At 64.8% G+C, this 23,568-nt stretch carries 23 protein-coding genes; 11 read left to right on the top strand and 12 right to left on the bottom strand.

Annotation, left to right across the window (positions count from 1 at the left end; all coding sequences use genetic code 11):
• The first annotated feature begins 38 nt into the window (after positions 1 to 38).
• From G6N44_RS28450 to G6N44_RS28460, 3 genes are read left to right on the top strand one after another with little or no spacing between them, the layout of a single operon-like run.
• Complete coding sequence (locus G6N44_RS28450; RefSeq protein WP_163670646.1) at positions 39 to 1,322, top strand: TerD family protein; 1,284 nt, start codon at positions 39 to 41, stop codon at positions 1,320 to 1,322.
• A gap of 3 nt (positions 1,323 to 1,325) precedes the next feature.
• A complete protein-coding gene (locus G6N44_RS28455; protein ID WP_064915068.1) occupies positions 1,326 to 2,936 on the top strand; it encodes a TerD family protein in 1,611 nt (536 codons plus the stop codon).
• 33 nt (positions 2,937 to 2,969) lie between these two features.
• Entirely contained in the window at positions 2,970 to 4,097 is a 1,128-nt protein-coding gene (locus G6N44_RS28460; protein ID WP_131813199.1) for a DUF4236 domain-containing protein, read from the top strand.
• 107 nt (positions 4,098 to 4,204) lie between these two features.
• Here the strand turns inward: G6N44_RS28460 and G6N44_RS28465 are convergent, their stop codons facing one another.
• Positions 4,205 to 4,924 carry an Rv0361 family membrane protein gene (locus G6N44_RS28465; protein ID WP_064915066.1) on the bottom strand — a complete coding sequence of 240 codons (720 nt, stop codon included), beginning with the start codon at positions 4,922 to 4,924 and terminating at the stop codon, positions 4,205 to 4,207.
• A 374-nt stretch (positions 4,925 to 5,298) separates the two neighbouring features.
• On the opposite strand from G6N44_RS28465, the gene G6N44_RS28470 reads away from it, so the two are divergent.
• Positions 5,299 to 5,613, top strand: coding sequence for a hypothetical protein (locus tag G6N44_RS28470; protein WP_064915070.1), 315 nt, complete (start codon positions 5,299 to 5,301; stop codon positions 5,611 to 5,613).
• 219 nt (positions 5,614 to 5,832) lie between these two features.
• A complete protein-coding gene (locus tag G6N44_RS28475; protein WP_064915065.1) occupies positions 5,833 to 6,156 on the top strand; it encodes a hypothetical protein in 324 nt (107 codons plus the stop codon).
• Between the two features lie 43 nt (positions 6,157 to 6,199).
• On the opposite strand, the gene G6N44_RS29795 is transcribed toward G6N44_RS28475, so the two are convergent.
• From G6N44_RS29795 to G6N44_RS28495, 4 genes are all read right to left on the bottom strand, one after another.
• Positions 6,200 to 6,418 carry a hypothetical protein gene (locus G6N44_RS29795; protein WP_308213863.1) on the bottom strand — a complete coding sequence of 73 codons (219 nt, stop codon included), beginning with the start codon at positions 6,416 to 6,418 and terminating at the stop codon, positions 6,200 to 6,202.
• Positions 6,419 to 6,680: 262 nt separating this feature from the next.
• Positions 6,681 to 7,481 (bottom strand): DUF5131 family protein, encoded by an 801-nt coding sequence (locus G6N44_RS28485; protein WP_064915063.1) that lies wholly within the window; start codon positions 7,479 to 7,481, stop codon positions 6,681 to 6,683.
• A 54-nt stretch (positions 7,482 to 7,535) separates the two neighbouring features.
• The gene (locus G6N44_RS28490) at positions 7,536 to 8,282 is read right to left on the bottom strand and encodes a hypothetical protein (RefSeq protein WP_131813198.1); all 747 of its coding nucleotides are present in this window, start codon (positions 8,280 to 8,282) and stop codon (positions 7,536 to 7,538) included.
• Positions 8,283 to 8,445: 163 nt separating this feature from the next.
• On the bottom strand, positions 8,446 to 10,170 hold the full coding sequence (locus G6N44_RS28495) for a sensor domain-containing protein (RefSeq protein WP_074412549.1): 1,725 nt from the start codon (positions 10,168 to 10,170) through the stop codon (positions 8,446 to 8,448).
• 164 nt (positions 10,171 to 10,334) lie between these two features.
• On the opposite strand from G6N44_RS28495, the gene G6N44_RS28500 reads away from it, so the two are divergent.
• On the top strand, positions 10,335 to 11,525 hold the full coding sequence (locus G6N44_RS28500; RefSeq protein ID WP_088305260.1) for a beta-ketoacyl synthase N-terminal-like domain-containing protein: 1,191 nt from the start codon (positions 10,335 to 10,337) through the stop codon (positions 11,523 to 11,525).
• 139 nt (positions 11,526 to 11,664) lie between these two features.
• On the opposite strand, the gene G6N44_RS28505 is transcribed toward G6N44_RS28500, so the two are convergent.
• Complete coding sequence (locus G6N44_RS28505) at positions 11,665 to 12,153, bottom strand: hypothetical protein (RefSeq protein WP_088305259.1); 489 nt, start codon at positions 12,151 to 12,153, stop codon at positions 11,665 to 11,667.
• Positions 12,154 to 12,795: 642 nt separating this feature from the next.
• Here G6N44_RS28505 and G6N44_RS28510 point away from each other — a divergent pair.
• Positions 12,796 to 13,494 carry a hypothetical protein gene (locus tag G6N44_RS28510; RefSeq protein ID WP_081285420.1) on the top strand — a complete coding sequence of 233 codons (699 nt, stop codon included), beginning with the start codon at positions 12,796 to 12,798 and terminating at the stop codon, positions 13,492 to 13,494.
• 42 nt (positions 13,495 to 13,536) lie between these two features.
• Here G6N44_RS28510 and G6N44_RS28515 read toward each other — a convergent pair whose 3' ends face one another.
• Entirely contained in the window at positions 13,537 to 13,797 is a 261-nt protein-coding gene (locus tag G6N44_RS28515) for a hypothetical protein (protein ID WP_234790496.1), read from the bottom strand.
• 496 nt (positions 13,798 to 14,293) lie between these two features.
• Between G6N44_RS28515 and G6N44_RS28520 the strand changes: the two genes are divergently transcribed.
• Positions 14,294 to 14,539, top strand: a complete 246-nt coding sequence (locus G6N44_RS28520) for a hypothetical protein (RefSeq protein ID WP_064915433.1) — start codon at positions 14,294 to 14,296, stop codon at positions 14,537 to 14,539.
• Between the two features lie 450 nt (positions 14,540 to 14,989).
• Here the strand turns inward: G6N44_RS28520 and G6N44_RS28525 are convergent, their stop codons facing one another.
• Positions 14,990 to 16,528 carry a hypothetical protein gene (locus G6N44_RS28525; RefSeq protein ID WP_064915432.1) on the bottom strand — a complete coding sequence of 513 codons (1,539 nt, stop codon included), beginning with the start codon at positions 16,526 to 16,528 and terminating at the stop codon, positions 14,990 to 14,992.
• A gap of 158 nt (positions 16,529 to 16,686) precedes the next feature.
• On the opposite strand from G6N44_RS28525, the gene G6N44_RS28530 reads away from it, so the two are divergent.
• On the top strand, positions 16,687 to 17,049 hold the full coding sequence (locus G6N44_RS28530) for a hypothetical protein (RefSeq protein WP_064915431.1): 363 nt from the start codon (positions 16,687 to 16,689) through the stop codon (positions 17,047 to 17,049).
• A gap of 176 nt (positions 17,050 to 17,225) precedes the next feature.
• On the opposite strand, the gene G6N44_RS28535 is transcribed toward G6N44_RS28530, so the two are convergent.
• From G6N44_RS28535 to G6N44_RS28545, 3 genes are all read right to left on the bottom strand, one after another.
• The gene (locus G6N44_RS28535) at positions 17,226 to 18,134 is read right to left on the bottom strand and encodes a sce7726 family protein (protein ID WP_064915430.1); all 909 of its coding nucleotides are present in this window, start codon (positions 18,132 to 18,134) and stop codon (positions 17,226 to 17,228) included.
• Positions 18,135 to 18,257: 123 nt separating this feature from the next.
• Complete coding sequence (locus tag G6N44_RS28540; protein WP_081285419.1) at positions 18,258 to 19,811, bottom strand: neutral zinc metallopeptidase; 1,554 nt, start codon at positions 19,809 to 19,811, stop codon at positions 18,258 to 18,260.
• Between the two features lie 18 nt (positions 19,812 to 19,829).
• Entirely contained in the window at positions 19,830 to 20,573 is a 744-nt protein-coding gene (locus G6N44_RS28545; protein ID WP_081285418.1) for a helix-turn-helix domain-containing protein, read from the bottom strand.
• A gap of 337 nt (positions 20,574 to 20,910) precedes the next feature.
• Between G6N44_RS28545 and G6N44_RS28550 the strand changes: the two genes are divergently transcribed.
• Positions 20,911 to 21,606 (top strand): sensor domain-containing protein, encoded by a 696-nt coding sequence (locus G6N44_RS28550; protein ID WP_064915429.1) that lies wholly within the window; start codon positions 20,911 to 20,913, stop codon positions 21,604 to 21,606.
• A gap of 354 nt (positions 21,607 to 21,960) precedes the next feature.
• A complete protein-coding gene (locus G6N44_RS28555; RefSeq protein WP_064915428.1) occupies positions 21,961 to 22,158 on the top strand; it encodes a hypothetical protein in 198 nt (65 codons plus the stop codon).
• A gap of 105 nt (positions 22,159 to 22,263) precedes the next feature.
• On the opposite strand, the gene G6N44_RS28560 is transcribed toward G6N44_RS28555, so the two are convergent.
• Positions 22,264 to 23,163 carry a hypothetical protein gene (locus G6N44_RS28560; protein WP_064915427.1) on the bottom strand — a complete coding sequence of 300 codons (900 nt, stop codon included), beginning with the start codon at positions 23,161 to 23,163 and terminating at the stop codon, positions 22,264 to 22,266.
• Between the last annotated feature and the right edge of the window lie 405 nt (positions 23,164 to 23,568).

The following is a 23,568-nucleotide window of genomic DNA, read 5'->3' on the forward strand; positions in this document are numbered from 1 at the left end:
AGTGTGACGACTTCGACACGTACGAGGAAGGACCTGGTTTGACCACCCAACTGAGCAAAGGTCAGAACGGGCCGTTGACGGCAACGGATCTGGTGATATCGGTGCAGCTTTCGGCGCCGGCCGACTTGTCGGCGCTGTTGGTGACCGAGAACGGCAAGGTCCGCTCCGACGCTGACTTTGTGTTCTTCAACCAGCCCACCGGCCCGGGTGTGCGGTTGCAGCCCGGCGCCCAGGGCCAACCCGCCAGCCTCGGCGTGACGTTGGGGGCGGTGCCCGCCGATATTGCCCGGGTACGCGCGGTGATCACCCTGGATAACCCCAACACCACCTTCGGAGCGTCCGCGGCGCCGATGGCATGGGTCAGCGATACCGCCGGCCGCCCGCTCTACGAGTACCGCATCGACGGTCTGACAACCGAGTCGATCGTCATCGCGATTGAGCTGTATCGCCGCAACGGCGAGTGGAAGGTGCGTGCTGTCGGGCAGGGCTACGCCGGCGGCTTCGCCGCACTGGTGACCGATCACGGCGTGACTGTCGATGACGCGCCTGCCCCTGTGACGACACCTGCGCCGGCGTTCACTCCCCCACCGCCCCCGCCGCCTCCGGCCTACACTCCGCCGCCGCCCCCGCCGGCACCTGCCTACACTCCCCCGCCACCCCCGCCTGGGCCCACGTACGCGCCGCCGCCCCCGGCCGCAACAGCGCCTGCCCCGGCCGCCAATGGAGAGGTCAGCCTGGTCAAGGGCCGCACCGTCAACCTGTCCAAGGGCCAACGGGTTTCGCTGAAGAAAGATGGTGGGGTGGCGCTCACCCAGGTCCGGATGGGCTTGGGGTGGGATCCCATCAAGCAGCGGGGAATGTTCGGCAACCGCACCCCCGACATCGATCTGGACGCCTCGGCTGTGCTGTTTGCAGACGCTCAGCTCGTCGACGTGTGCTACTTCGGCCAACTGGCCTCCAAGGACGGATCGATCCGCCACACCGGTGACAACCTGACGGGCGAAGGCGAGGGCGACGACGAGGTGATCAACGTCGACCTCACCCGCATCCCGGCATACGTGACCACGGTGATGTTCATCGTCACCTCTTACAAGGGCCACACTTTCGACCAGCTGAGCAACGCGTTCTGCCGCCTCGTCGACGCTACGACCAACGCCGAGCTGGCGCGCTACACCCTGCAGGGCGCCAACATGCGGTACACCGCGATGGTGATGGCCAAGTTCTTCCGGGCCGGTAACGAATGGAAGCTGCAGGCCATCGGTGATGGCATGCAGGCCAAGCACCCCGGGGAAGCTGCACCGCAGCTGCCCCGCTTCCTGTAGGACATGACAGTGGACACGCTCGTGGCGGGCCAGAATTGCGCACTGTCACAACGCACTGTGCGATTCGAAGTCGACGGCCAAAACGGTGGAGTTGCCGCATTACTGCTCGATGAGCGCGGCCGCGCGACGACGCCCGATCACTTCGTGTCCACTGTCCATGTGGTGCGCCCGGCCGGTGTGACCCTGGCGCACACCGGCGCGGTCGACATCCGCATCGCCGCTCTCGATGACGAGGTCGCGCGGGTGTTGTGCATCGCTACCGACCCGCCCACGCACGCCGATCTGACGTGCCGGTTGACCGGTGAAGCCGACAACATCGTGTTTCCCATCGCGGCCCAGATTCATCCGGCCATGGTCTGTTTCGAGCTCTATCGGCGCGACGGGCGATGGAAGGTCCGCGCGGTCGGACAGGGCTACGGCGGCGGACTGCGCGAGCTGCTGGGCGCTCACCATCTCGATCTGCCCCTCACCGCGCAGCTTTCGGCTCCTGCCGTGCCGGCGGCGCCGCCGGCTCCTGCCGCGTCCGCGGCACCAGCGGCGGCGGGGGCCCTCTCAGCTGCCCCTGCGGCCTCACCCATGCACGCGCCGATACAGCCGCTCGGGGACAGCAACCCGCTCGAACGCCTCGCGATGATCCATGAAGACGCCGCGCGCATCACCGCGGCGCTGTTGACTGCCCGCAACTTCGCCGAGGATCGCCGCGACACCGAAATGTCGGCGGCCGTTGCAGATCCGGCCACCCGTAACACCATGGCATCGCAGGATGCGCTGGCCGCCGCTCAACGGCGCCACGACGAGCTCGTGGCCCGCGCTCAAGGTGACTATCAGCGCGACGCTGCCCATCTGATCGCCGAGTTGGCTGCGCTCGACGGTGAGCTCCCCACAGCTCTTGCCCCATGGGAAGCCCCGTCCTGGAACCAGGCGGTGCGTGCGCCGGGCAACGGGATCCGGGTGGGGACGGTCACGGTGTCTGACGTGGGTGCGCTCACCGTGCCGTTCTGCGTGTCAGCACCACTGCGTCGCCCGATTTGGCTGGACAGCACCGAGTCTTCGGCCGCCGCGCCCGTAGCGGCATCAGTGGTGCTGCGGCTGCTGGCCGCCGTGACTCATGCCGCTCCTACGCTCGACATCATCGATATTTCCGGTGGTCTGCAGCCACTGTGGCAGCCGTTGGCCGCACACATGCCCCGCCCGGTGGTGACCGCACCTTCTGAGGTCGTGGCACGGTTGCAGCACCTGATCGAGCAGGCCGACCTCGCGACGCTGCGCCGCCAGACCGGTGAGGCAACGCCTGCTGGTGGCGTGCTGGTCATCTCTGATTTCGGCTACGCGATGCCCGAGCAGACCTACTCCGCGGTAGTGCGTCTGATCAACATGGCCGAGGGCGCCAACGTGTCACTGGTGTTCACCGGTGACCCACAGTGGGACACACTGGCGCCCACGCCGATTCTTCGCGAGATCGCCGAACATTGCCTGCACCTTCCGGTTGACGCGTTCGGCGCCTCACTGTGCGATCCGTGGACCCACACTGCCTGGCAGTTCACGCCATGCGCCCTGCCGATCGATCAGCGGGTCGGTCAGATCAGCGCGGCATTGGCTCAGACGTTTCGCTGACCGCGACGAGTAATACCAACGGAGGAGGCGCTCATGGGGTTCGGGTTGAGCTTCAGGGTCGCTCCGGGCGTGCGGATCCGCGCGTCAAGTCGAGGGGTGCGGGCCAGTCTCGGTCCCCGCGCCGCGCGCATCCATCTCGGCGGCGGCCGCACCGCGATTTCCAGCGGTGCCGGACCGTTGACCGTGTTCACTACCGTCGGCGGAGCAGCAGCGCGCCCTCGCGGGGGTGGTCAGAGTCGCGCGAGCTTGGATGCTCTGCAGCGCCGTTCGGCCGCGGCCGCGGCACGCGAGGACGAGATCCGCGCCGTCATGGCGATCGAGCACTCGCTGCTCACTGCTCACCACGAGGAGTTCGAAGTGGCGACGCGGCCCGTTCTGCCGCAGCCCGCGCCGCCCGACGTCGACGCTCTGATCGAGGAACGCAAACAGCAAGCCCTGCAAGGGGTGTCGTTCTTTGACCGGGACGCGCGCCGCAATGCCACCCAGTGGGCCCAAGACACCGGCCGCCGCGACGCCGAGCAGCAGTGGCAGCAGAGCCTGGCACTGCACGCCGAGCAACAGCAGGCATTGGCTGAGCACTGGAACCGACTCATTGCCCACGACGCCGACGTCGTGCACGACGTCCTCGAGGATGCTTTCGAAGACAACCAGTCCCCCGCCGCCTGCCTGGACGTCGGCAAGGACCTCAGCAGTGCAGCCGGCATTCGCTTCGCGACGGTCTTGGTCTTGTTCGGTCCGGTCGATCAGATCCCTGAGCGTCAACCCGCCCTCACGGCGGCCGGCCAACCCACGTTACGCAAGCGCACCAAGACCGAGCGCAACGATTTCTACGTAAAGGCACTGGGGGCAACGGTGTTGGCCACGGTCAAGGAGGGCTTCGCCGTCACACCCAGTGTCAACGAATTCCGTCTCGTCGTGCTGCGCAAAGACCCGCAAGCCTCCAGCCCGGAAACGTATGTGGAATGGATCTATGCCGCACGCTTTCCGCGGCAGTGGACCATGTCGCTGCCGTGGCAGACTCTCGACACCGGCGAGGTGCTCTTGCAAGCCCCTGAGGCGCAGCTGCGCCGGCACGGCGCCGCAGGCAACGTGGTGGGCCTGCCATTGGACGACGAACCAGGCATGGCCGACATCGTCAATCAGGTGCGCGCGGCGCTGTAGCTCCCAGATCGGCTATCGCTGCGTCTCATACGCGATAGAACCGGCCGGTTCGAATCCCGCTGGGCAGCAGAGCATCCCAGGTCGATTGCTTCGCCGGCGGCTCGCGGTTAGCTCATCGCCGAGTCATCGGACATGCACATTTTCCATTCGCCGCCTTCCTTGCGGAAATGGACAGTGTCGGATTGGCCATCAGCTGTCACTGTGGCGGTGGCCTTGTCGCCGTCGACCTTGACATCGGTGATCTCAACCGAACCCGTGGGCTTCGTGGTGGGCTCGGGAACGTCGATGCCGAGCTCTTCGAGGACCTTTGGGTCGACGGCTTTCATGTATTTCTGGTCGGCGGCGCAGAAGAACTTTTTGGTCGCAGACAGCGAACCGTCGGTTTCGGCCATGTCTTTGAAGAGCCGTTCGATGGCGCGCTGGTCGCTGGACCCGCCGATGCCCCCGATGCCGCCGGTGAAGAACATGATGCCCACGACACCGAGGATGATCACGCCGCCGATAGCGGCGAGGAGCACGATGGGGCGCTTGCTGTTGGTCGGGGGTTGCGGGGGTGTCCCGTAGCCGTAGGGCGAGGGCGCACCATAGGGCGAAGGGCTTCCGTAAGGCTGCTGCGCACCGTAGGGCTGGGGCGCTCCGTACGGTTGCTGGCCGAAGGGCGGTTGCGTTCCGTACGGTTGCTGGCCGAAGGGCGGTTGCGTTCCGTAGGGTTGCTGGGCCCCGTACGGTTGCTGCCCACCGTATGGCTGCTGCGGCGCCCCGTACTGCTTCGGATCACCGGGTTGCTGTGGTGGCCATTGGCCCTGCGGTCCCTGCGGGAACGTCATGAAATCTCCTCGAAAAGTGCTGTGTTGATCAGCACCCTAGCGCCCTGGGCGCCTGCCAACCCGCACCAATCCCGCGATCGCCAACGCTGTTCGCGGCGCCCAGGAGCGCCGCCGCGGCTAACGGTGCGATCGGGCGTGGTCGGCGAGCACACCGGTGTCTGACGTCAGGGCGCAGTGTCCGCCCTGGCCAGGGTGTTTCTCGTCCCCCAAGTCGAGATTCGCAGCGGAGTGCGCGGCACGACAGGTTCGACCCGAAAATGCAGTCGCCGGCCGGGTTCAGAGGACCAGAATTGTCCCAAGGTCGCCGCAACACTGCAGGCCGCAGCCATGCCACCGACATCGGGCCGCAAGTCCAAACCAGGAAGAGGTCAGCCATGACGATTGGAATCGAAGAGTTCGTCCGCCGCGGGATCGCTGCCCAGGATGCTGCGGACCGGGCCGCTGGCCGGCCCACCGCTGCCGACCTTGACCGCGACTACGACATCGAGCGGCTGCGTGCGCGTCTGCAGACTGAGCTGACCGCGGCGCTCGGCGCCGTGGCGCAGGCGGCGCGCACCGTGGCGGAACTGAGTAGTGGCTCTGTCTATGACGTTGAGTTCTCCGAGAGCGACACAGGTAGGGACATCACGTATTTCATCGATTCGGCACGGCGCGGCCTTGTCGCGGCGCTTAGCCAGATCCCAGTCTGAACATCGACTTCTGAGCTGGCCATCCTCCGGTGCGGGTTGATGTGCCCTACTTCGAGGGTGCGGCAGGTCTGTGTGGATGCCCAGCGCCTCACCGACGTCTGCGGGCCCCGTGCGGCCGGTGACCCCTCAATCGGCTTGCCGTCGGTGTGCCGACGGCCGTCCATGCTGGTAGCCAGTCCGGCATTCACATGCACAATCAATCGCACTAATGTTCGATTCATGGGTGAGCTTCAGGCGATCGGGTACGGCGGGCAGCCGGTGCGCGATGTCTTTCGCCCGGTGCGTCCGGCTGAGCGTGTGTTGGTGGATTTGCGGGTGCTGTTTCCTCGGCAGCCGCATGCAACGGGCCGCTACCACCCGCACGGGCTGCAGATGACCAAGGTGGTCGAGGGTGAGCTGAGCTGCTGGGCGTTGTGTGAGCAAGGAGTTTGGTGGGGTCTAGTCACCTATCCGGTGGCCTTCGGCCCGCGGGTCAAGTCGGTGACGCACTGGGTGCCGGCGTGGACGCTGCAACCGGTTCGAGGCGCCGATGACGGCCGATAGGGAGTTCACATTGCCTGGGGTGTTCCACCGTGGTCTGACGGTGTCAGCCGTTCTCGTAAGACCCTTCGTCGGTGTAGTCGGTCACGTCGAGATTCCATGCTTGCCATGTGCCCGCCAGCAACATCAGCACGTGGTCCCGCTCGCAGTCCGGGCAGCGGAAGGCCGCGATGTTGGCTACCAGGTGTCGGCCGTTGTGCAGCCGGGCGCGGCCGATCGCCCGGGGTGCGTTGGCTGGGTCAGTCCAGATTCGTCCTAGGTTCATCCGGGGTGGGCGCGTACTGCGGCAGTGTTCGCACGGCTCGGGTTTCGGGGGCGGGCAGATGAAGATGTCAGCCGTGTCTGACCATTGGCCCCATTCAACGGGAAGCCCATCCCAGCGCGGCGGCAAGTCATGCTGACGTGGCCATAGGTCCAGTTCCAATGTTGCTACCGTTCTTCGCGTTTCGTGGACGTTGCCTTCTGTGGGAGGTGCCAGAAGGTTCACTACGCCTGGCTCGGGGCAGTGGCGCGTGTCTGCGAGCTGGTCAGAATTCGACGAGGGCGATGTGGCGGTCGTGACCGCTGGGGTGGTCGTCCCAGGTCCTGCCGTCGATCGTGCGGACAACTTGGTGCGCCTCGACGCGCCGGGTGCCCCACCAGTGCCCGGAGCTGATGTGCCACAGGTCATGGTCGGTGGCCCGGCGTCCTGTTTCGCGCTCGACGAAGGCGGTGGCGTCGTCGTCACCGGGCCGTTGGGTGGGTTCCCACCGGCCCCAGCCGGTGAAATTGAAAGCGATGCCGGCCGCGGTGGCGTGGTCGCGCAGAGTGCGGATCCAGTCGGGGTGCATCGGTCGACGGCCGCCGGCGGCGACGATCCAGTGCAAGACTTCGCCGGCCGGCAGGCGGTGTTGGTCGGGCGCCGTGGAGGGCGTCCACCTCTTCAGGGCCTCGGGCAGATCGATTGGCGTGGACAGTCCTTGGATGTTGAGCCAGCGCACAGTGGCGACGGTGTCGAGCAGTGTCGGGAGCGCAGCGTTGGCCTCGTCTTGAGTGCTGATGGTGGCGCCGAGCCAGACGTTGGGTAGAGGCCATTGCCACCGGGCGCCGGTCAGGATGTCTGGTTGGCGTTCCCTCACCAGTGTGCGCACCTCGGCGCGGAATTCGGTGCTGTTGACCACTGTGCGCATCCGTCGGTGGCGGGTCGTGCTCACCTTGTAGGCCAGCCGGGGGGTCAGTGCCATTTCGGTGAACACTCGGACGAGGTCGCGATCGCTGACGCGCCGGTGAAACAGGTCGTCGACTGATTCTGTGGGCCGGGTTGCGGGTGTGGTGTCGTTGGGCGCCATGGTGATTCAGTCTGCGTGGTGCGCAGTGCTCGGCGTCCGGATTTTGGAGGCCAATTAGCGTGGGTCGTGGAGGTGGCGACGGTAGTAGTCGCGATTGATCAGTTTGACCATCCCGAACATTGCGATGATGAGCACCACGAAGGCGCCGATGCCGATATAGATCAAGCTCGATGATGCGGTGCTGGGCCTGGCCAGGTAGAGGTCGTTGAGGTCAGCAGGGTTGGCACTGGCATCGGTGCAGTTGACCGTCAGCGGGCCTTTGTCGGTGGGCAATTCAGCCACGGCCCAGTACTTGGTGCTCGAACTTCGCGAGCCGCGGGAAATGGTGTTGTGGTCGCTGGGCGCCACCGACACCTTCTCGCCGTCGCGGGTGGCGGTGCAGTGGACATCGCTGGCCGACCTGCCGGCGAGGTCTCGATCTTTGACGTACACGGTGTAGTTGTCGGCGTTCGGGGTGACTTGAGCCCCGTTGGCGAAGTAGTGGCCGCCCATGCCGTCGTTGACCAGGTAGGCCATTCCGCCGCCGACGAGTGCCATGTAGCCGACGACGATGGCGATGAACACCGCGAGCATGCGGGGATTGGCACGGCCATAGTTCGGATCGTTCGAAGGAGGCGGGTACGGACTAGGTGTGCCCGCATACGGAGCGGGCTGTGTGTACGGGGTTGCGGCGGTGTAGCCGTAGGGCTGTTGGCCGTAGGGCTGCTGAGGCGGCTGGTACTGCTGCGGGTAGGGCCGCTGCGGGAACTGACCGTGGGCCGGCGGCCCGTATCCATGGCCGGGCGGGTAGGGATTGTGCACCTGCGTCCTCTTGTTCCAGTTGCCTCGTTGCGGTTTCTGCGATCCTAAGGCCTGTCCGACACTCGCCCGGACACCGAATTTCTGCTGACACGAGCCGTGCTACCGCAACGCTGATCTGCTCTTTCCTCGTCCCTCAAGCGATGTGGGGCCCGACCCACCCCTGTCAGACAGGAGTCGGATCCGGCAGGTCTTCGCCCGCCGTCTCCCCTGCCGACTCCTTGGCACCGGCAGCCGGTGGCGGTGTGGCGGCCGCCTTGCGCGCTTCCAGGTGGGGTTCGGTCGGTTCGTCGAAGAAGTGGCGGGTGTGGCGGCCCTGGGCTTTGGCGGTGTACATCGCGAGGTCGGCGTGGCGCAGCATTTCGGTGACGTCGCGCCGTTTGTCGAGGTCAGTGGCGACGATGCCGATGCTTGCGCTGATGCGCAGGGCGGCACCGGCCACCACCATCACCGCTCCGACCGATTCCAGGATTCGATCGGCGATGGCCTGCAGTTCGCGACGGCTGAGTTCGCCGGTCAGCAAGACGATGAACTCGTCGCCGCCGAGTCGTCCCACGATGTCAACGTCACGCACGGCGCCGCGCAGGCGTTGGGCGGTGATCCGGATCGCGTTGTCGCCTGCTTCATGGCCCAGGGAGTCGTTGATCTTCTTGAAATCGTCGAGGTCGATGAAGAGCACCGCCGCCGGCGACTCCCCCGCCTGTTGCAGCCTGGCGATCCGTTCTTCGATGTGTGTTCGGTTGGGCAGCTCGGTGAGGGGGTCGTGGGCGGCTTGGTAGGCCAATCGTTCTGTGGCTGAACGTTGTTCGGTGACGTCGCTGAAGGAGATGAGAATGGCCCGGTCGGCGGGGTCGAGCGGGTTGAGTAGTCGGCAGTTGACCGAGAGCCAGATGCGCTGGCGGTCTGGGATGTCTACTCCGATGATGTGGCCAGTGATTGGTTGGCCGGTGCGCAAGGTCTCGGTGATGAGAAATTGCGGGTTGGCGATCTGGTGGCCGTCGGTGTCATAGAGCGCGTAGCTGTGGGTCTTCTTGTTGAGGTTTCCGCGCAGGAGGTCGCCGGGGGTGATGCCCAGGATTCGGTGGGCGGCGGGGTTGGCTGTTTTCGGACGGCCGTGGCGGTCGACGACGATGACGCCTTCCTCCAGGGAGGAGACCACCGCCTGGAAGTGCTGTTCGGCGCGGCGCACCGCGGTCTGATCTGAGCACAGCAGGACAAATCCGTCTTCCATCGCTGCTGCAGACACGCGCATGAATAGGCGTGAGCCGTCACAGGCCCGATGGATGCTCAGCGTCATACCGCCGGCATTGAGGATGTCGCCGGGGTTGAGCGGCGCACCGACGAGGTCGCTGACCGGTCGCCCCAGGGCCTGCTCGGCCCGACATCGGTAGATGGCTTCAGCTGCCCGGTTCCAGCTGGTGACGATCCCTGAGCCGGTGGTGGCGATGATGGCATCAGAGGCGTGATCGACCAGCGCGGCTTGGTAGCGCAGGGTGGCCTGAGCGGCCTTGTGGGCGGTGACGTCTCGGAAGATCACCTGATAGGCGGGGGCGCCGTCCCAGGTTGTCAGGACTGAGACAGCTTCGACATCAAGGGTGGTGCCGTCAAAACGCAGCATCTTGGCTTCAGACGGTGCCGATACGTCACCCTCGTGCTGCAATGCGTGAATTCTGCTGAGCATCGGCCCGATCGAGTCCGGGTGGACGAAGCGGGTGATGTCGTAGCCGACCAAATGCTCTGCTGACTGCGCCGCCATCCAGCGAACACCGGCCGCATTGATATAGACCAGCTTGCCCTGCTGATGCACAACGATGGCGTCAGGGCAATGGTCGATTAGTTGTCGGAACCTGCGTTCGGCAGATTCATCGACGCGCTGACCCCCGTGTCCCACATTTCCCCTCGAACCGCCATAGCCGTTCCCCTACTGAGCCCATCGAAGCAGTGCAGACGATTTCGATCAAGACCAGCCATGTGGGCTGGTTGTTTCCGGCTCGCTGACGGTTAATCAGAGCGTGGCGGCCCACCCCTGGCGCCGCACGTGAGGAAAGGAACGCAGTGAATACCGATCTGACCTTTGTGGCAGGCATTGGAGCGGTTACCGGTTACGGCTGGGGCGCCGACGAGTTGTGGGCGGGGCTGCTCAGCAGCAAACCGGCCGCAACACTGGTCGCGGGCTACGCCGACGATGGGCAAGGAAGTGCGTGGCTGGCGCAGGTGCCGGCGGGCGGCGATCCTCAGGACGGGCCGACCCGGTCGGCGCGGGCGATGCGCGCCGCCGCGCGGGAAGCGATCACCGATGCCCGGCGGCGTGGATGGCGTCCCGGGCCACGCGTGGGCTTGTTGCATGCGGTGGTGCTTCCCGAAGTCGAGGAGTGGCGGCGGTTCTATGTTGAGGAGGGCGGGCAGCGGCGCGTGCGCGACTATTTGGCCCTCATGCCTTCCACGCCGGTGTCGATGCTGATGCAGGAGTTCGGGTTTCACGGCCCGGCGATGAATGTGTCGGCGATGTGTGCCTCGGGCAACGCCGGGCTGATCACCGCGAAGTTGTGGCTGGATGCCGGGGTGGTCGATGACGTGGTGTTCATCGCTACGGACTTGTCTCTGACCCCGGAGAATGTGGGGCATTTCGTGAAGTTGGGCGTGGCGGTGGTCGACACCGAGCCACTGGATGCGTGCCGGCCCTTCCAAGAGGGCAGCCGCGGGTTCTCTGTCGGCGAGGCATCGGTGGGCTTTGTGCTGTCCAAGCACGCTGACAGTCCCTATGTTTCCTTGCTCGGCGGCGCGATGACTCACGACGCGCACCACGTCACGTCGGTGGACCCGGCGCGCACGCAGGTTGATCAGTGTGTGAAGTTGGCGTTGTCCAATGCCGGGGTGACGGCGTCTGAGGTGCGCTATATGAACGCGCACGGTCCCGGGACTCAGCAGTGCGATACAGCCGAGGCAGGCGTTCTCGACGAGCTGTTGGAGGGGCGGCCGGAGATCTATTCGGTCAAACCGCTGACCGGTCATTGTCAGGGCGCTGCGGCCGCGGTCGAGGTCGCGGCCGCAGCGTTGGGATATGAGCGCGGTGTCGTGCCGGCCTCGCCGACTGTTGCTGCCGGTCACCGGCGCCTGGTGGACGGGCCGTCGGCCATGGCCGCTGGGTTGACGCTGAAAACGTCGCTGGGCATGGGCGGGCAGAACTCGGCTGTGGTGCTCGGCCCGGCGCCGTACCGTCCTGCGCAGCCGTTGCGGTCTTGCTGAGCGGGCCCTTGGAGTTCCGACACATCGCTGGATCAGCTGTTGAGTAGGGTCCGCGCTGCTCAGTTGATTCTGAGGCCCTGTTGATAGGTGCGCCAGGCGCCGCCGGCCCCTCGGGGGTGGCCGGCGGCGGTCCCGGTAGTTAGATGGGGTGCCGGCCGAGGCGCTCGAGTTCGGCGACCGCGGCGTCCACGTCGCGTTTGCGTACGCCGAACAGGGGGTTGAGGCCACCGCTGTCCTTCATCGGGTAGCCGGCCATCAGCGCGGCGGCGATGAATTCGCCATTGGTCACGTAGTGCTGGACGCTCTGCTCAGCGACGTGCTTGAGGTAGTAGCTGCTGCGCGTCGGTGTCTTGATCATGCCGATCGAGGACTGGAGCCAGAAGAGCACGCGAACCACGCTGACAAATCCCTCGCGAAGGTTCTGTCGGTGCCGTTCGAAGTCCGCCTGTTGTTGAGCCAGGGTGGTCCGGCGATCACGGCTGAGGCCTAGCCCGTTGGCGGATAGGCGGGGATTTTTCTCAAGAATCGACTCGAATTCTTTAGCGAGGCGGGCCATTTCAGCGTAGCTGCGGCCAGTCGCTTCTGAAGCGGCGCGCACGAGTTCCTTGTGCGATCGGTTGGTGGTCATGAGATAGTCCGTTCTGCCGCGACGCTTCCCACGTTCGTTCCACGGCTCTACTCGACAGCATCCAGAGCAACGGTGTGTGCGCGATTCCCAGAACCTTGTCCTCTGACGTCCTCGCCGACGTGGGCGGTGAGGACTCAGATCAGGCAGGCGCGGCTGCCCGGTCCTGATTCTACGCTGGGGGCCCGGAGGTCGCCTGGGTGAGCAACGTCTCGCGACGTCGCGTGGGCGCAGGAGCCCGAGACCATCTGTCGGCGCTGAATACCTCGGTGTGTGCAGGCACCTGGTGCTGCGAGGGCGCGCCCGCGTTCTGCTGGCCTGATGTACACCGAACCGCAATCCCGGCGACGTGGGCGACGTCCAGGATCAGATCCCCGATTCGGCAGGAGTTCGGGCGCAGACCCGAGACGATGCTGTATTTCTTTCTCAGCGACGTTCCTCTTACGGGAGCGTCACTAGTGAAGGGGCGCAGGGGTGAGGAACTGGATGACACGGCTCGCGGCGGTTGCAGCTGTGAGCTCGGTGGTGGGTACCGCAGCCGGGTGCGGGGAGGACGCAGGGCCGTCTGGGCACGCATCCGGCGGCCCGGCTGACTGGATTTCCGCGGCATGCAAGTACGTCCCCCCGGACGGCCCTGGACCGTTGATGTGTCACGGTCATGAAGATCCCACCAACGGTCCGTTGGCGTTCACCCCGCGGTTCACGATCTATCAGTACAAGTCGCTGGAGCAGATGCAGCAGGACAACACCCGCCGCGACGTGGGTTTCGGCTCGGCGCAGTGCGTCTCACGTGATCGCGGGGCGATGGTGTTCATTGCTGACGTTAGCGGGATGGGTGAGCGATCGGACGCGGTGCGAATAGCAGCCCAGGCCATGCAGCCCCTCGATCAGTTTGGCTGCACCATCACCGACGCGACTCCCTCCAACCGCCGCCCAAGCACTGTGCCTCCGAAGGCAGCCAATCCTCCGGTGACACCTCCCTCGGCCATACCCCCATCGCCGTCAGCGACGGCCCCCGCTGGGCGAGCGTTGCCCATCAACTCGTTCGGGTACGCCGCGGTTGCCACGAAAAGCGGCCTGACGACATGCATGATCGCCGCCGATTACGTGGGGTGTGAAAGCCGTGGCGGCAAATGGCCGGCGCTGGGAGTGAAGATCCTTCCCGACGGCTCCACCAGTTGGATCAACGGCAACCTCGGAGACATCAACCCGGTCTCGATCGACTACCAGGTCTACACCGCGCTGGGGTGGACGGTTACGGCCACCGCAGCCGGGACCCGCTTCAACAACGACCGCACCGGCCACGGAGCGTTCGTCAACGCCCAAGCCGTCACACCCTTCTAGACCATGTCGCCGGGTTCGCCGGTTCACCAAGGGGTGCCCGCGTCAGCGCTCTGCGCGCCCGTACCGCTTGATCCAGTTCCCGATGGGCATTCGAAAACTGCCCTTGTTCGTGGGGTCGTCGGCATAGGTGTAGAACACCTCTCCGCGCCGGACAGCGGTCACTTTCATCACGGCGAAGGGTTGCGTGCCATCGGGGAGCAGTCGACGGAAGCTTGAGTGGGTGAACTGCATTCCGCGCTTTGGCTGTAGCGATACAGGTTCGTCCGCTGCCATGCCGATCTCCTTGTCCCGGGCGTTCGTCACCTGATTGTGCACCTCCTCAGCGACGCTGCTTGGTCAAAAACGGCCGAAGATCGAGTGGGTACCTCACGGCCGCGAGGACGCGGCGCTCGCCGGTCTGCACTCCGGGCGCGGTACGCACTGATAAGGGGGCTTATCAGTTCCATCTTTGCATTGTCGCACTCCAGCGTTCGAAACTGGTTGCTATGACGACTGTTTCGAGTTGCAGGGAGGACCATTCGATGGTGGCAAACATCGAAGTACCACGGACCACCGATGCGGCACACGCTAGCTCTTGGAGTGATTTCAGTCGACCGGTCTGGGATTTCGCACAGGTGCTGCGCGCGGCTGATCTCATGCCGTCCGATGAGGATGAGTATTGGGGAAAACCGCACAAATGGGATCCTGAGCATCAGTTGTGGGACGCTGCGGGCTGCCCCTGTGAGCCGGACGGTGGCGAACCAATGTCGTTGGGGTGGCGCCGATTCCTGGATGCTGTGACCCAGCGCGAGGCGTCGCAGTGACCGGAAATGCAGCAGCTGCTGCGCAGTTTGAGGGGCAGATGTTCGAGTATCGCGGCGTGCGGTACACCATTTGCGAGACGGACGGGGTTGTGGATCTGTTGCCGGACGGCTCAGGGCTTTTGTTGGCACGTAACCGACGAGGGGATCTCGTCACCTTGGCCGTGGTCGCGCATGACGGTCGGATCGTGCGCGTCGCAACGAAGCGTGGACCTTGGGCTGACGTGGTGCCGGTCGATGACTAGCAGCTGCACTGTTCCATGATAGTGGTTGCGCAGCAGGGCATTCGGCGGATCTGGCGATACATCGCTTGGACCTGCGCGTGACGCAGTCCGGGCAAGGCCAGGGGCGTCCAGGTTGGTTTGCGACGGCTCATGCGGAGTCTCTGGCAAGGTCGGCGATGGGCTGAGCGATCCCAGATCCGCCCGTCCAGCGGCTGATGTCCATGACGATCCCTCGTTGGGGTGGGAATATGGCCGATGCCTGTTCCCGTCTTGCCGCACTTTAGGACATACGACTAGCCGGTCGAGGAGCCTGATAGCGCGTCGGTGGCCGAGATCTCCAGGCTTCTCTGTGTCGAGCCGATGCGAATTGGACGCCGGTGTCGATCCAACGAGTCGATGGTTCCCGTGAGTCCGTACTCCCGTCGCCCCGCGGCACCGCGGTGCAGGGCTTCCGCGGGTTCGGGCGGGCCGTCACTGTGACGGTTTGTTGGCGGTCGAGAGGATGCCCAGGATCAGGGCGAGGTGTTCGGGATCGGCGCGGGGAGGTTGGATTCGGGCGTCGTAGCCATTGGGATGGTTGAGGTTGATCCGCCGGCGGCCGCGAAGGCCTCCGTATTCTCCGTGAGTGAGCGCTTCCATGCCAGTGGAGAACAGTTCGGTGAAGCTGGTATTGGGATAGTCCTTACCCATGTAGCTGGAGGCGAAGCCGTCTTCGATTACGTATTCGTTTTTGGCGTAGCGGGTTTGAGGTAGCCCGGCAGTGCGACGGCGCAGGAACTCTTTGGTTGCGATGCTGATGTCGGGGTTGAAGTCCTCCATGCGGTGCCCGAGTTCATGGACCATCGATCGGGAGTCGGAGTAGGTGAGTTCGGCAACGGGCTCGGGGTCTCGATGTGTGGTGACCATGGTGCGGGTGCCGGTCACGTAGATGACTTGTTCGGGTGCGCCGTCGTGTGGGGATGGCCTGGTGGCAGTGCGGAGGGTGGCAGGTTCGCGGGGGCGCTCGCTGTTCCACAGGTCGATGAGCTCTTGTACGCGCGCGAGGGTTTCTGGGGTGTTGACCAGCACGGTGCGTTGCGCGGCGCGTCGATCGGTGTCGTCGGCGGGGTTTCCTTCGGCCATGGCGGCGGGGTTGGTGACGTAGGGCCAGCTGGCGAAGCGGCCCGTGGTTAGTGCGTCGCGTAGGTCGAATACCTGTTTGGTGGTGCGGCGGCGCTTCTGGCGTTGAGCGCGGCTGTAGTGGGCTCGGGCTTTTGAACGTTTGGCCACCATGGGGAGCAGACTGTTTGATCGCTCGACCATGTCGTCGGGGTATAGGGCTGTGGTGGCGGTGAGCATGGAGCGGTCGGAGCGGGTCATCTTGTCGTGGTTGGCTGGCGTGATTGTGACGGTGCCGAATGAGCGTTCCTGGCTGAGCAGTTGATAGTAGGTGTCTCGGATGATGTTGGTGCGCAGGGTATTGAGCTGCTCTTCGCGTTGTGCGATGTCGCGGTTGATGGTCGTTGCCGCGTTGAGGTAGGCGTATCGGGCGGCAGTGATGTCGGCCTGGTCCGCTGGCGGGTGCTGGTCGCGGATCCGGTAGAAGGCGTTTTCTGCTTCGATGCGGCGGCGGTTGAACTGCTCGACCTCGGCGGCGATGGACGCGTCGTCGAGGCCGTGGGCCTGGAGTGCGGCTTCGAGTTGGGGTTCGGCGCGGTCACGTAGAGCGGCTCCGTGGTCGAGCAATGCGTTGAGGTATTCGGCTCGGGTTTGTGGGTCCGTGGGATTGGTGCGCAGCGCGTTGAGCGCGCCGTCTGCGACGGCGCGCGTCGACAGATGGTTGTGATGCGGGTTGTCGTCGGTCGCCTGGTGCTCGGTGGACGCGACGGGGCCGGTGGGATCGAGGAGGTCGGTGCCCGCGGGCACGGACTGGGCGGTGCGCAGGGCGTAACGCAGGCGTTGGTAGGCGCGGCGACGATCGCCACGGGCGCATGGGCAGCGGCGGCCACCGTCTGTTTGGGATCGGCACATGGTGCGAAAGCTATGCTCACCTGTCTTTTCCTCGTCCCTTCCCCGGGCGTGTCGTGTCGTGGGTGTCGCCACCGGATGGCCCGCATTGAGGGTGAGCGATCAGAGATAGCCCGAGAATTGCCGGCCGGGGTGGGCCTGGCCGCATTACCGTGGAGTGCATGGGCAAGCCGGTCACGTTCACGTTTCGCACCGATTCGGGTGTGGTGGCGTATACGGCCAATGAGCGTCCCGTTGGCGGAGATGCGGGTTTTGTGGCCGGCGGTCTGCTCGGTGGAGACGAGCACCTTGTGGAGTGGGTGACGTTCATGCTGACCGAGCGTCAGGTCAGCAAGGTTCGAGTCGTTGAACCCAACGTCGACTTTGTGTTCACCGAAAGCCGGGATACTCCCGCCGATGTAGCAGCAGCGTTTCTCGCTGTCGGCGGCGGCCGCGGGGAGCTCTCCCCCGCCGGCTGGGACGTTCTACTGGATGCGCTGCCCGTGGCGGCACGCGCACCGCGCGACGATGCCGTCGTGTACTGATTGCCCAGCGTCATCTATCGCGCATTGTTTGCCTACGCTGTCGTGACAGCACGCTAATGCTAGTCTGCTGATTGCGGGCACTACCCATCCTTTCGGTTGACGCCAAACCTAAAGCGTCCGCAGACTGCCCCGGCCGCTGTGCGGTCCGGGGCGATGTCTTTTGTAGCCAGCGCTGCCTATCGCGGCCGGATGTACTGCCAGGTGTCCCCTACCCGCCGGCTCAGGTGAACTTGTACCCGCCGCCACGCAGGCCGGGTGAGTTTGAGGGCATAGGCGTTGGCGTACAGCGACTCTGGAAGACCGATCGCCTGGGCCTGAGCGAACGACTTGTGGTCGCGGGAGCGCAGCTCCTGCACGAACTCGCGGTGGGCGATGTCGATGGGAATCTGAGTGAACAGCCCGGCGGTGCGCGACCATAGTTTTGCGCTGGGAACGTCGGGCTGATAGCCCATTTGTCGTTGCAGGATCGCCAGGATTTCGCCGCGGCGCAGAATTCGGAACACGTGGGAATGTTCGATTTGCTGGCTGTGGCTCTTTGCCGATCGCAGTGTGGTGAGTGCGCCGGTTGACTCGACAGCCAGGATGCCAACGTGTTCGGCGGTACGTTCGGCAATCCGGACAGCGCGTGTGGGTGAAGCGACGACGTTGACGTATTCGAAGCATCGCGAGTACTCACTGAGTTGCAGGTCCAACCTGCCAAGGGTGTCGAGGTCTGTCTTGATCTCATGGGCGGTGGCGGTCGTTCCGACTGTTACGACGTCGGCGACGGCTTGGCCGGCCGCTAGTTCGAGTAGTGCGTTGACGGGGCGTGGGGGCTCAGTGGTGCTGGTTGCGTGGCGCAGCAGGGTGTTCTTGTAGACGTACTCGTTGCGGTAAGCGCGAGTGAGCGTTGCATAGCTGCTGTCGAATGCGGCCGATAGGGTGTCGCGTGGATCAGCTCCGTCGAGCACCGGGAGCAGCTGTTGTGGCAATACCGTTGCGCTTCTGGCCATTTGACGGATCGTTGCCGTGGAGAAGGCCTGCGCGAGCGTGTGCAGACCAACCGGAGTGGTCGAGCTTTGGCCGGTGCCGGCTCTGGTGGTCACTATCTGAGTGTGCCAATGCCAGCTGCGCTCAATGTCTGCGTTTTGCCGCTATTTTGGTCCGGCTGAGGGGAAAGTGCCCGCGGTCAAGTGATGGTCGCCGCGGGCACTTTCTGGTGTGGTTGGTCAGGGGAAGCGCTGGTAGCACTGCTCGGCATTGCCGGTGAGGCCGGATCGGAATGCCGCGATGCGGGTGAATCCGGCCGGCACCGTGTTGCCGTCCTTGTCGCTGGCCACCCAGCCGTTGGTGAGCAAGCCCGCGACGGCTTCGTCGAGGTCTCCTGCGGTGAGTTGGAAGGTGTTGCCCGAGGGCAGTTTGACCGGTTCGGACATGTCGCGGTTGGCCAGGCCGGTCATGCATGCCGTGCGAAGTGCAGCCGAGGCGCCGGTGAGGGACGCGCCGTGGGCGTGTTGCAGCGCCTGCATGTATCGGGAGGTGACGATCGACATTGCAGAGTTGTCGCCTTGCAGGAGAACGCCTTTGGACTCGTCTCCGGAGGCGCCGATCTCTTTAAGCGCTGAGAGGTCGACGGTGATGGTGTTGGTGGCTGGGCAGTAGTCGGCCGGAGATTTGGTGTCTTGGCCATCTGGGCACGGCGCCGCGTCGTAGGCCAGCTTCGGCGCGTTGGCCGGGGTGTAGATGGTGTTGAGCAGCTCCATCAGCGCGGTGAGGGTTTCTTCGTTGATCGGGGAGTTGGGCGATTGAAGGTTGCCTTTGTCGTCCTCCTGCAGGGCGATCGGCAGGTTCGCGCGGCGCTGGTCGATTTCGTCGAGGTTGATCTCGGTGCAGGCGCTGTTGCCAGTGGTGAACCCCATCTGGAAGGCGGTGACGCGGTCCAGAGCGGTGCCGTGACCGTCTTCGACGAGCTCGCTGTATTCCGGGGTGATGAGCGGGTCACGGATGGCGATGGCGGCGGCAAGGACGCGGTTGAGGCCATCGCCGGTGTTGATGGTGAACCGTTTCGAGTTGCCCTCGGCGACCCAGCGCATGTAGGAGCCGGCGAAGCAGTCGGCTTGCTGCTCAAACACGATGGTCGGCGTGCGCCGGTTGACCAGGCCGGCCATGCGCTGCACTGCGTGACCGTACTCGTGAGCCAGCAATGCGGGGATGCTCATCGTGCCGAAGTACTTCTGCCCGGTGGGCACCAGCGCGCCGCGGTCCCAGGCGATCATTCTTTCGCTGTGGCAGTAGAACGCGTTCGGGTTTTTGTACGGGCTCGACCCACACAGTTCGCGGGCGGCGGGGTCGGTTGAGTCGTAGGACACCAGGGTCTGGACTGGGCGAAATGCGCCGTCCAGGCCGTTGTAGGCCTGCTTCCAGAACTCCTCGACGTCATTGACCGACTGGAGTGCCAGTTTGTCTGCGTCACTGTTGTTGGTGTCGATGACGGTCCCTTCCGGTGCCGCCGCATCTCCGCGAAGTCCGCTGGGGCCGTCGGTGACGGGCATTCCGCCGACGCGGTCGGGGTCATAGAGTCCCGATACCGGTTCGCCCGCAACGACGTTGCCGGCGAATGTGCTGAACAGCAGGATCGCGGCGGTACCGATGACGACAATCACCACCAAGGTAGCGGCGAAGGCGCGCGCTGCGGCACCCAGCCGGCTCGGCCGCGGGTGGGCGGGCGTGGTGGAGGGTGTCTCCTGGTCGTTCTTCTTCTTGGCAGTTTTACGGCGAGACATGCGTGCAGGGCTCCGGTTTCAGCAGTGGGCAGCGTGTGACTGCAGGACAAGTTCGAGGGCGCCGACGGCGGTGTCGGAAATGGGCTGTTCGGCTTCGGCGGCGTTCACGCTGTCGACGGACACGCCAGCGGCGTAAGCGGTTTCGTCGACGGTGAGTTTGGTGCGGTGACGGAAGGCATAGAGACGCTGCCCGAGGGTGGGCCCGGGCGCGTGGGCGCACAGCAGCATCAGGTCGTGGTAGGCACGACGGACGTCGCTGAGGACGAGTACAGCTTCGACGCTGGTCGCGCGGTGATGGGCGGCGCGGGCACTGGTCTCACGCAACTTGCGCAAATCCTCTAGTAGTGGCGCGGCCGCGGCGGTGAACCCGGCCCTGGTCGGTGGCGGTAGTTCCCCGATGCGGGTGGTGATGTTGTCCAGCGCAATCTGGGCTGCCTCCACGGTGAGGGTGATCTGGTGTGCGGCCTCGCCGCACGAGTCCGCGCGACGGTGGTCATTGTCGTTGATTAGACCAGTGCGGATGCGATCTATGGTGCCCAACGGCCACTGGAGTCGCACTTCGAGTTTTGTGCGGGTGCTTTGCCGTGGCCAGGACCGTCCCCGTTCGAAGGCAACCAGGACACTCTGGCTGATCGTCTTGTCGTCGTTGAGATCACGTTGGGACAGCCCGAGTCGCTGGCGGCGCTCAGCGACGGCCTGGCCGGCGCGTCGACGCCCAGCGTCGTCGATGGAGCGGGCGAGTGGGCTGGACATCGTGGTCATCGCTGGGCTGCTCCTGGGCGCTTGGGGTGCATTGCATCCGCGCGGGCTGCACCATCGGTTCCGTTGCGTCAAACCATAGCAGTCGCAGCGTTAATGCGGCAACGGTGCTTCACTTTCGGCCGGTTTTGACGCCACCCTCAAGGCAGAACCGGTGCATTCCGAAGCGGTCAGGAGCGGATTCCCTGCCCGTAAACACGCCGTTTACCTGCACTTATCGTGCACGCCGCGTTGTCTGCGCCAACTTCACTCGAAGCCGCTGCACCTTTCTGTTGCATTGCTACGGTTTAGTGGGTTAAAGTCGTAGCACTTCCAGAACAGGAACTCCGAAGGGAACACCATGATCCGCACCACGACCGCCGCCACCCTGCTCGCCGGCGTTGCCGCCACCGTGCTTGCCACTGCCGCGCCGGCAGCCGCCGCGCCGGCAGCCCCGATCCCCACCTTCAACTACGGCACCAAGTCCGGGGAGGTCCTGCTCACCGCAGAACAGATCGGCGAGATCACCGATGCACCTGAGATGAGCGTGGTGGGCCGCAGCGACGACCTGATCGATGCGAAGAGCTCGATCAGCCCCAAGGAGTGCCTGAGCGCGTTCGAACCCGCCCGCGCGGAGTCCTTCTCTGATGCCGATCCCAAGTCGGTCACCATCGAGCAGCTCGCCGACGGCAAGCCGGGCAAGGCCCCCCATGTCGTGATCCAGGCCGTGATCGGGTTCAGCGACAAGAGCGAGCTCGGTGACCACATGCGTGCCACCGCGCGGAGCTGGAAATCGTGTGGCGGACAAACGGTCACCACGACCTCCAAGTCCGGCGATGAGGTCGAGTGGCAGCTCAGCGACCCGTCGACCAAGCAGGACGACACCATCCTGGTCATCTCGCAGCGCTCGGGGAAGGCCAACTGCGAGCGTGCCATTGCCGGCTACGGCGCCACGTTCATCGACGTCATGTCGTGCAGCTTCGAAGGCGGGCGCGCGACCGGTCAGGCCGAGGACATCGCTGCTCAGATCAGCGCCAACCTCGCCGACCAGAAGTGACTTTGACAGTCACATCTTCGTTCCCACTCCGATTACGCAGCAGAGGATTTGACCAATGATGGCCGCTGTCGACGGCACTGCTCGGCCGGGGGTTGGTGATGAGTTCTCCGACGCTGACGAGTTCACCATGCTGTCGCGCTACGCGCAGGCGTTGATCGCTGGATGCCATGAGGTCCTGTCCAGCACACCTGGTGATGCTCGGGCCAAAGCAGATCTTCGAGCACTTCTGGACGAGGGGCCGCCTCGTGGTCGGCCCCTCAGGGATCCCCGATGACAGGCGGGACTCGGCAGATGCGATTGTCCCCCAACCTTTCTCGCTGTTCGAAACGAGTAATCGACGTGCTACTGATTGCCATGCTTCTATCGGCTCTGGCCGAGGTGCCCATCAAGGATCTGCGGTTGGCCCTGGGCTTGTCGTTGCTCGCGTTGATCCTGCGTATCGCCATCGGCGTCCTGAAGGTGGTCGGTCAGCACCACGCTGAGAAAGAGGCGCCTGCACCACCCTTCTGCGACCCCGGTCCCTCGATCGGGCATCGGTGTCCGGCGATCTGATGCACCACCGCCTGAGCACCGCGAAGAAACCATCGGTCCGATCGGGCTGCATGCCGGCCCGCACGGGCCGCTCACGCCGAACCAGAAGCGGAGCGGCCTGCGCGGCTAGGCCGGGACCCCGTTCTGTTTGACCCATGACTGCAGGCCGGGCACGAGGTTTTCGACTACCACTCCCCCTGGTTGGCTGCTGAGCTCACGCAGCAGCTTGCGGGCGGTCGTCGCAAATTTCTTTTCGGCCCTGGCCCGGCACTCGGCCAGCAGGTGTTCTTTGTCCACGCCAAGTTTGACGGCCAGCGCGTTGGCCGTGGTGTCGATGCTTCGCACCCAGTCCTGCCCAGATGGATGCGCGTCGCCGTACCACAGGAGGCTGTCGAGTCCCGAAGCGATCGCATTGGTGGCCGCGCGTTCGGTCTTAAAGAGCTGTTTGCCGCTGGCCGGGTCGATGACCGCGGCCGCGGCCTTGGCTTGCGCCTTGTCGGCCTTCTCAGCGTCGCGCCGTTCGCGTTCGACATCGGCTGGCCGGCGAATCTCCCCGACTCGAGTGAGCGCCTCCACTGGCGCCGACGGGTAGCAGATCGTACAGGCGAGTTCTCCTGCTGCCCAGACGATTTCTTCTTCTGACTTTCCGCTGTAATCGGTCAGCCAGGCGTAGCGCGTCGACGCATAGCACGAACTACAGCGGGTAGAGCTATGGACATGGCCCCCGTTGTTTTGCACCAGGAACGCGCGGGTCCAGCCGCCGCGGCGTACATACTCGGCCTCCAGCGGTGCGATTCGGCCGGCCAGGTCTTGCGCCTTGGCGCGCTGCTGCTCGGCCTGCTCCTCGTAGAACTTGGCCTTCACGGGGTCGGGTCGCTGGTGTCGTCGGCCTTCGGCCGATTCCTGCGCCAGCTTGGCGAACTGCTCGGCGCGGCTGCGTACCACCGCCAGTTGGTAGCCCAGGTCGTTGAGCACAGCGTCGATCTCGGCGGGTGTCTTGGCTTGCAGCAGCAGCAGATCGGTCATCGGGGTCCTCCTACCCAAATAAATGGCTTGCCATTTAAACTAGCGCGAACGATTGAAAATGGCAAGCCGTTTATGTGAGAATCCAGAGCGTGGCAGAACAGAAAGGCTCAGACAGAGACCCGGCAATGACCGTTCGCATGCCAAAGGGCCTGAGAGAAGTTGCGCGCAAAGCGCTCTCGGCACGCGACCGGAAGTTGGGCGACTTTGTCGTCGCGTGCATGAATGCCTTACGCGAGAACCCCGACGACCTCCTGGAGAGACTCGCACCACACTGGCCAGAACCTAACCGCCGAGGCCGCCCACCGAAGCATCGCAGCTGACACTGCCCCTGCCCGACCTGGACGTTCCGCCCATTCATGGATCCAGTTGGTGCGGGCGCAACTTCCAAACGATTGACCCGTCCCC

This window comes from Mycolicibacterium alvei (assembly GCF_010727325.1).
Taxonomy (GTDB): domain Bacteria; phylum Actinomycetota; class Actinomycetes; order Mycobacteriales; family Mycobacteriaceae; genus Mycobacterium; species Mycobacterium alvei.

Coding starts and splice junctions, on each gene's coding strand:
- G6N44_RS28455 (WP_064915068.1), top strand. CDS start 1,326: ATGACAGTGGACACGCTCGTGGCGGGCCAGAATTGCGCACTGTCACAA.
- G6N44_RS28460 (WP_131813199.1), top strand. CDS start 2,970: ATGGGGTTCGGGTTGAGCTTCAGGGTCGCTCCGGGCGTGCGGATCCGC.
- G6N44_RS28465 (WP_064915066.1), bottom strand. CDS start 4,924: ATGACGTTCCCGCAGGGACCGCAGGGCCAATGGCCACCACAGCAACCC.
- G6N44_RS28470 (WP_064915070.1), top strand. CDS start 5,299: ATGACGATTGGAATCGAAGAGTTCGTCCGCCGCGGGATCGCTGCCCAG.
- G6N44_RS28475 (WP_064915065.1), top strand. CDS start 5,833: ATGGGTGAGCTTCAGGCGATCGGGTACGGCGGGCAGCCGGTGCGCGAT.
- G6N44_RS29795 (WP_308213863.1), bottom strand. CDS start 6,418: ATGAACCTAGGACGAATCTGGACTGACCCAGCCAACGCACCCCGGGCG.
- G6N44_RS28485 (WP_064915063.1), bottom strand. CDS start 7,481: ATGGCGCCCAACGACACCACACCCGCAACCCGGCCCACAGAATCAGTC.
- G6N44_RS28505 (WP_088305259.1), bottom strand. CDS start 12,153: ATGACCACCAACCGATCGCACAAGGAACTCGTGCGCGCCGCTTCAGAA.
- G6N44_RS28510 (WP_081285420.1), top strand. CDS start 12,796: ATGTGTCACGGTCATGAAGATCCCACCAACGGTCCGTTGGCGTTCACC.
- G6N44_RS28525 (WP_064915432.1), bottom strand. CDS start 16,528: ATGTGCCGATCCCAAACAGACGGTGGCCGCCGCTGCCCATGCGCCCGT.
- G6N44_RS28530 (WP_064915431.1), top strand. CDS start 16,687: ATGGGCAAGCCGGTCACGTTCACGTTTCGCACCGATTCGGGTGTGGTG.
- G6N44_RS28540 (WP_081285419.1), bottom strand. CDS start 19,811: ATGTCTCGCCGTAAAACTGCCAAGAAGAAGAACGACCAGGAGACACCC.
- G6N44_RS28545 (WP_081285418.1), bottom strand. CDS start 20,573: ATGACCACGATGTCCAGCCCACTCGCCCGCTCCATCGACGACGCTGGG.
- G6N44_RS28550 (WP_064915429.1), top strand. CDS start 20,911: ATGATCCGCACCACGACCGCCGCCACCCTGCTCGCCGGCGTTGCCGCC.
- G6N44_RS28555 (WP_064915428.1), top strand. CDS start 21,961: ATGCTTCTATCGGCTCTGGCCGAGGTGCCCATCAAGGATCTGCGGTTG.
- G6N44_RS28560 (WP_064915427.1), bottom strand. CDS start 23,163: ATGACCGATCTGCTGCTGCTGCAAGCCAAGACACCCGCCGAGATCGAC.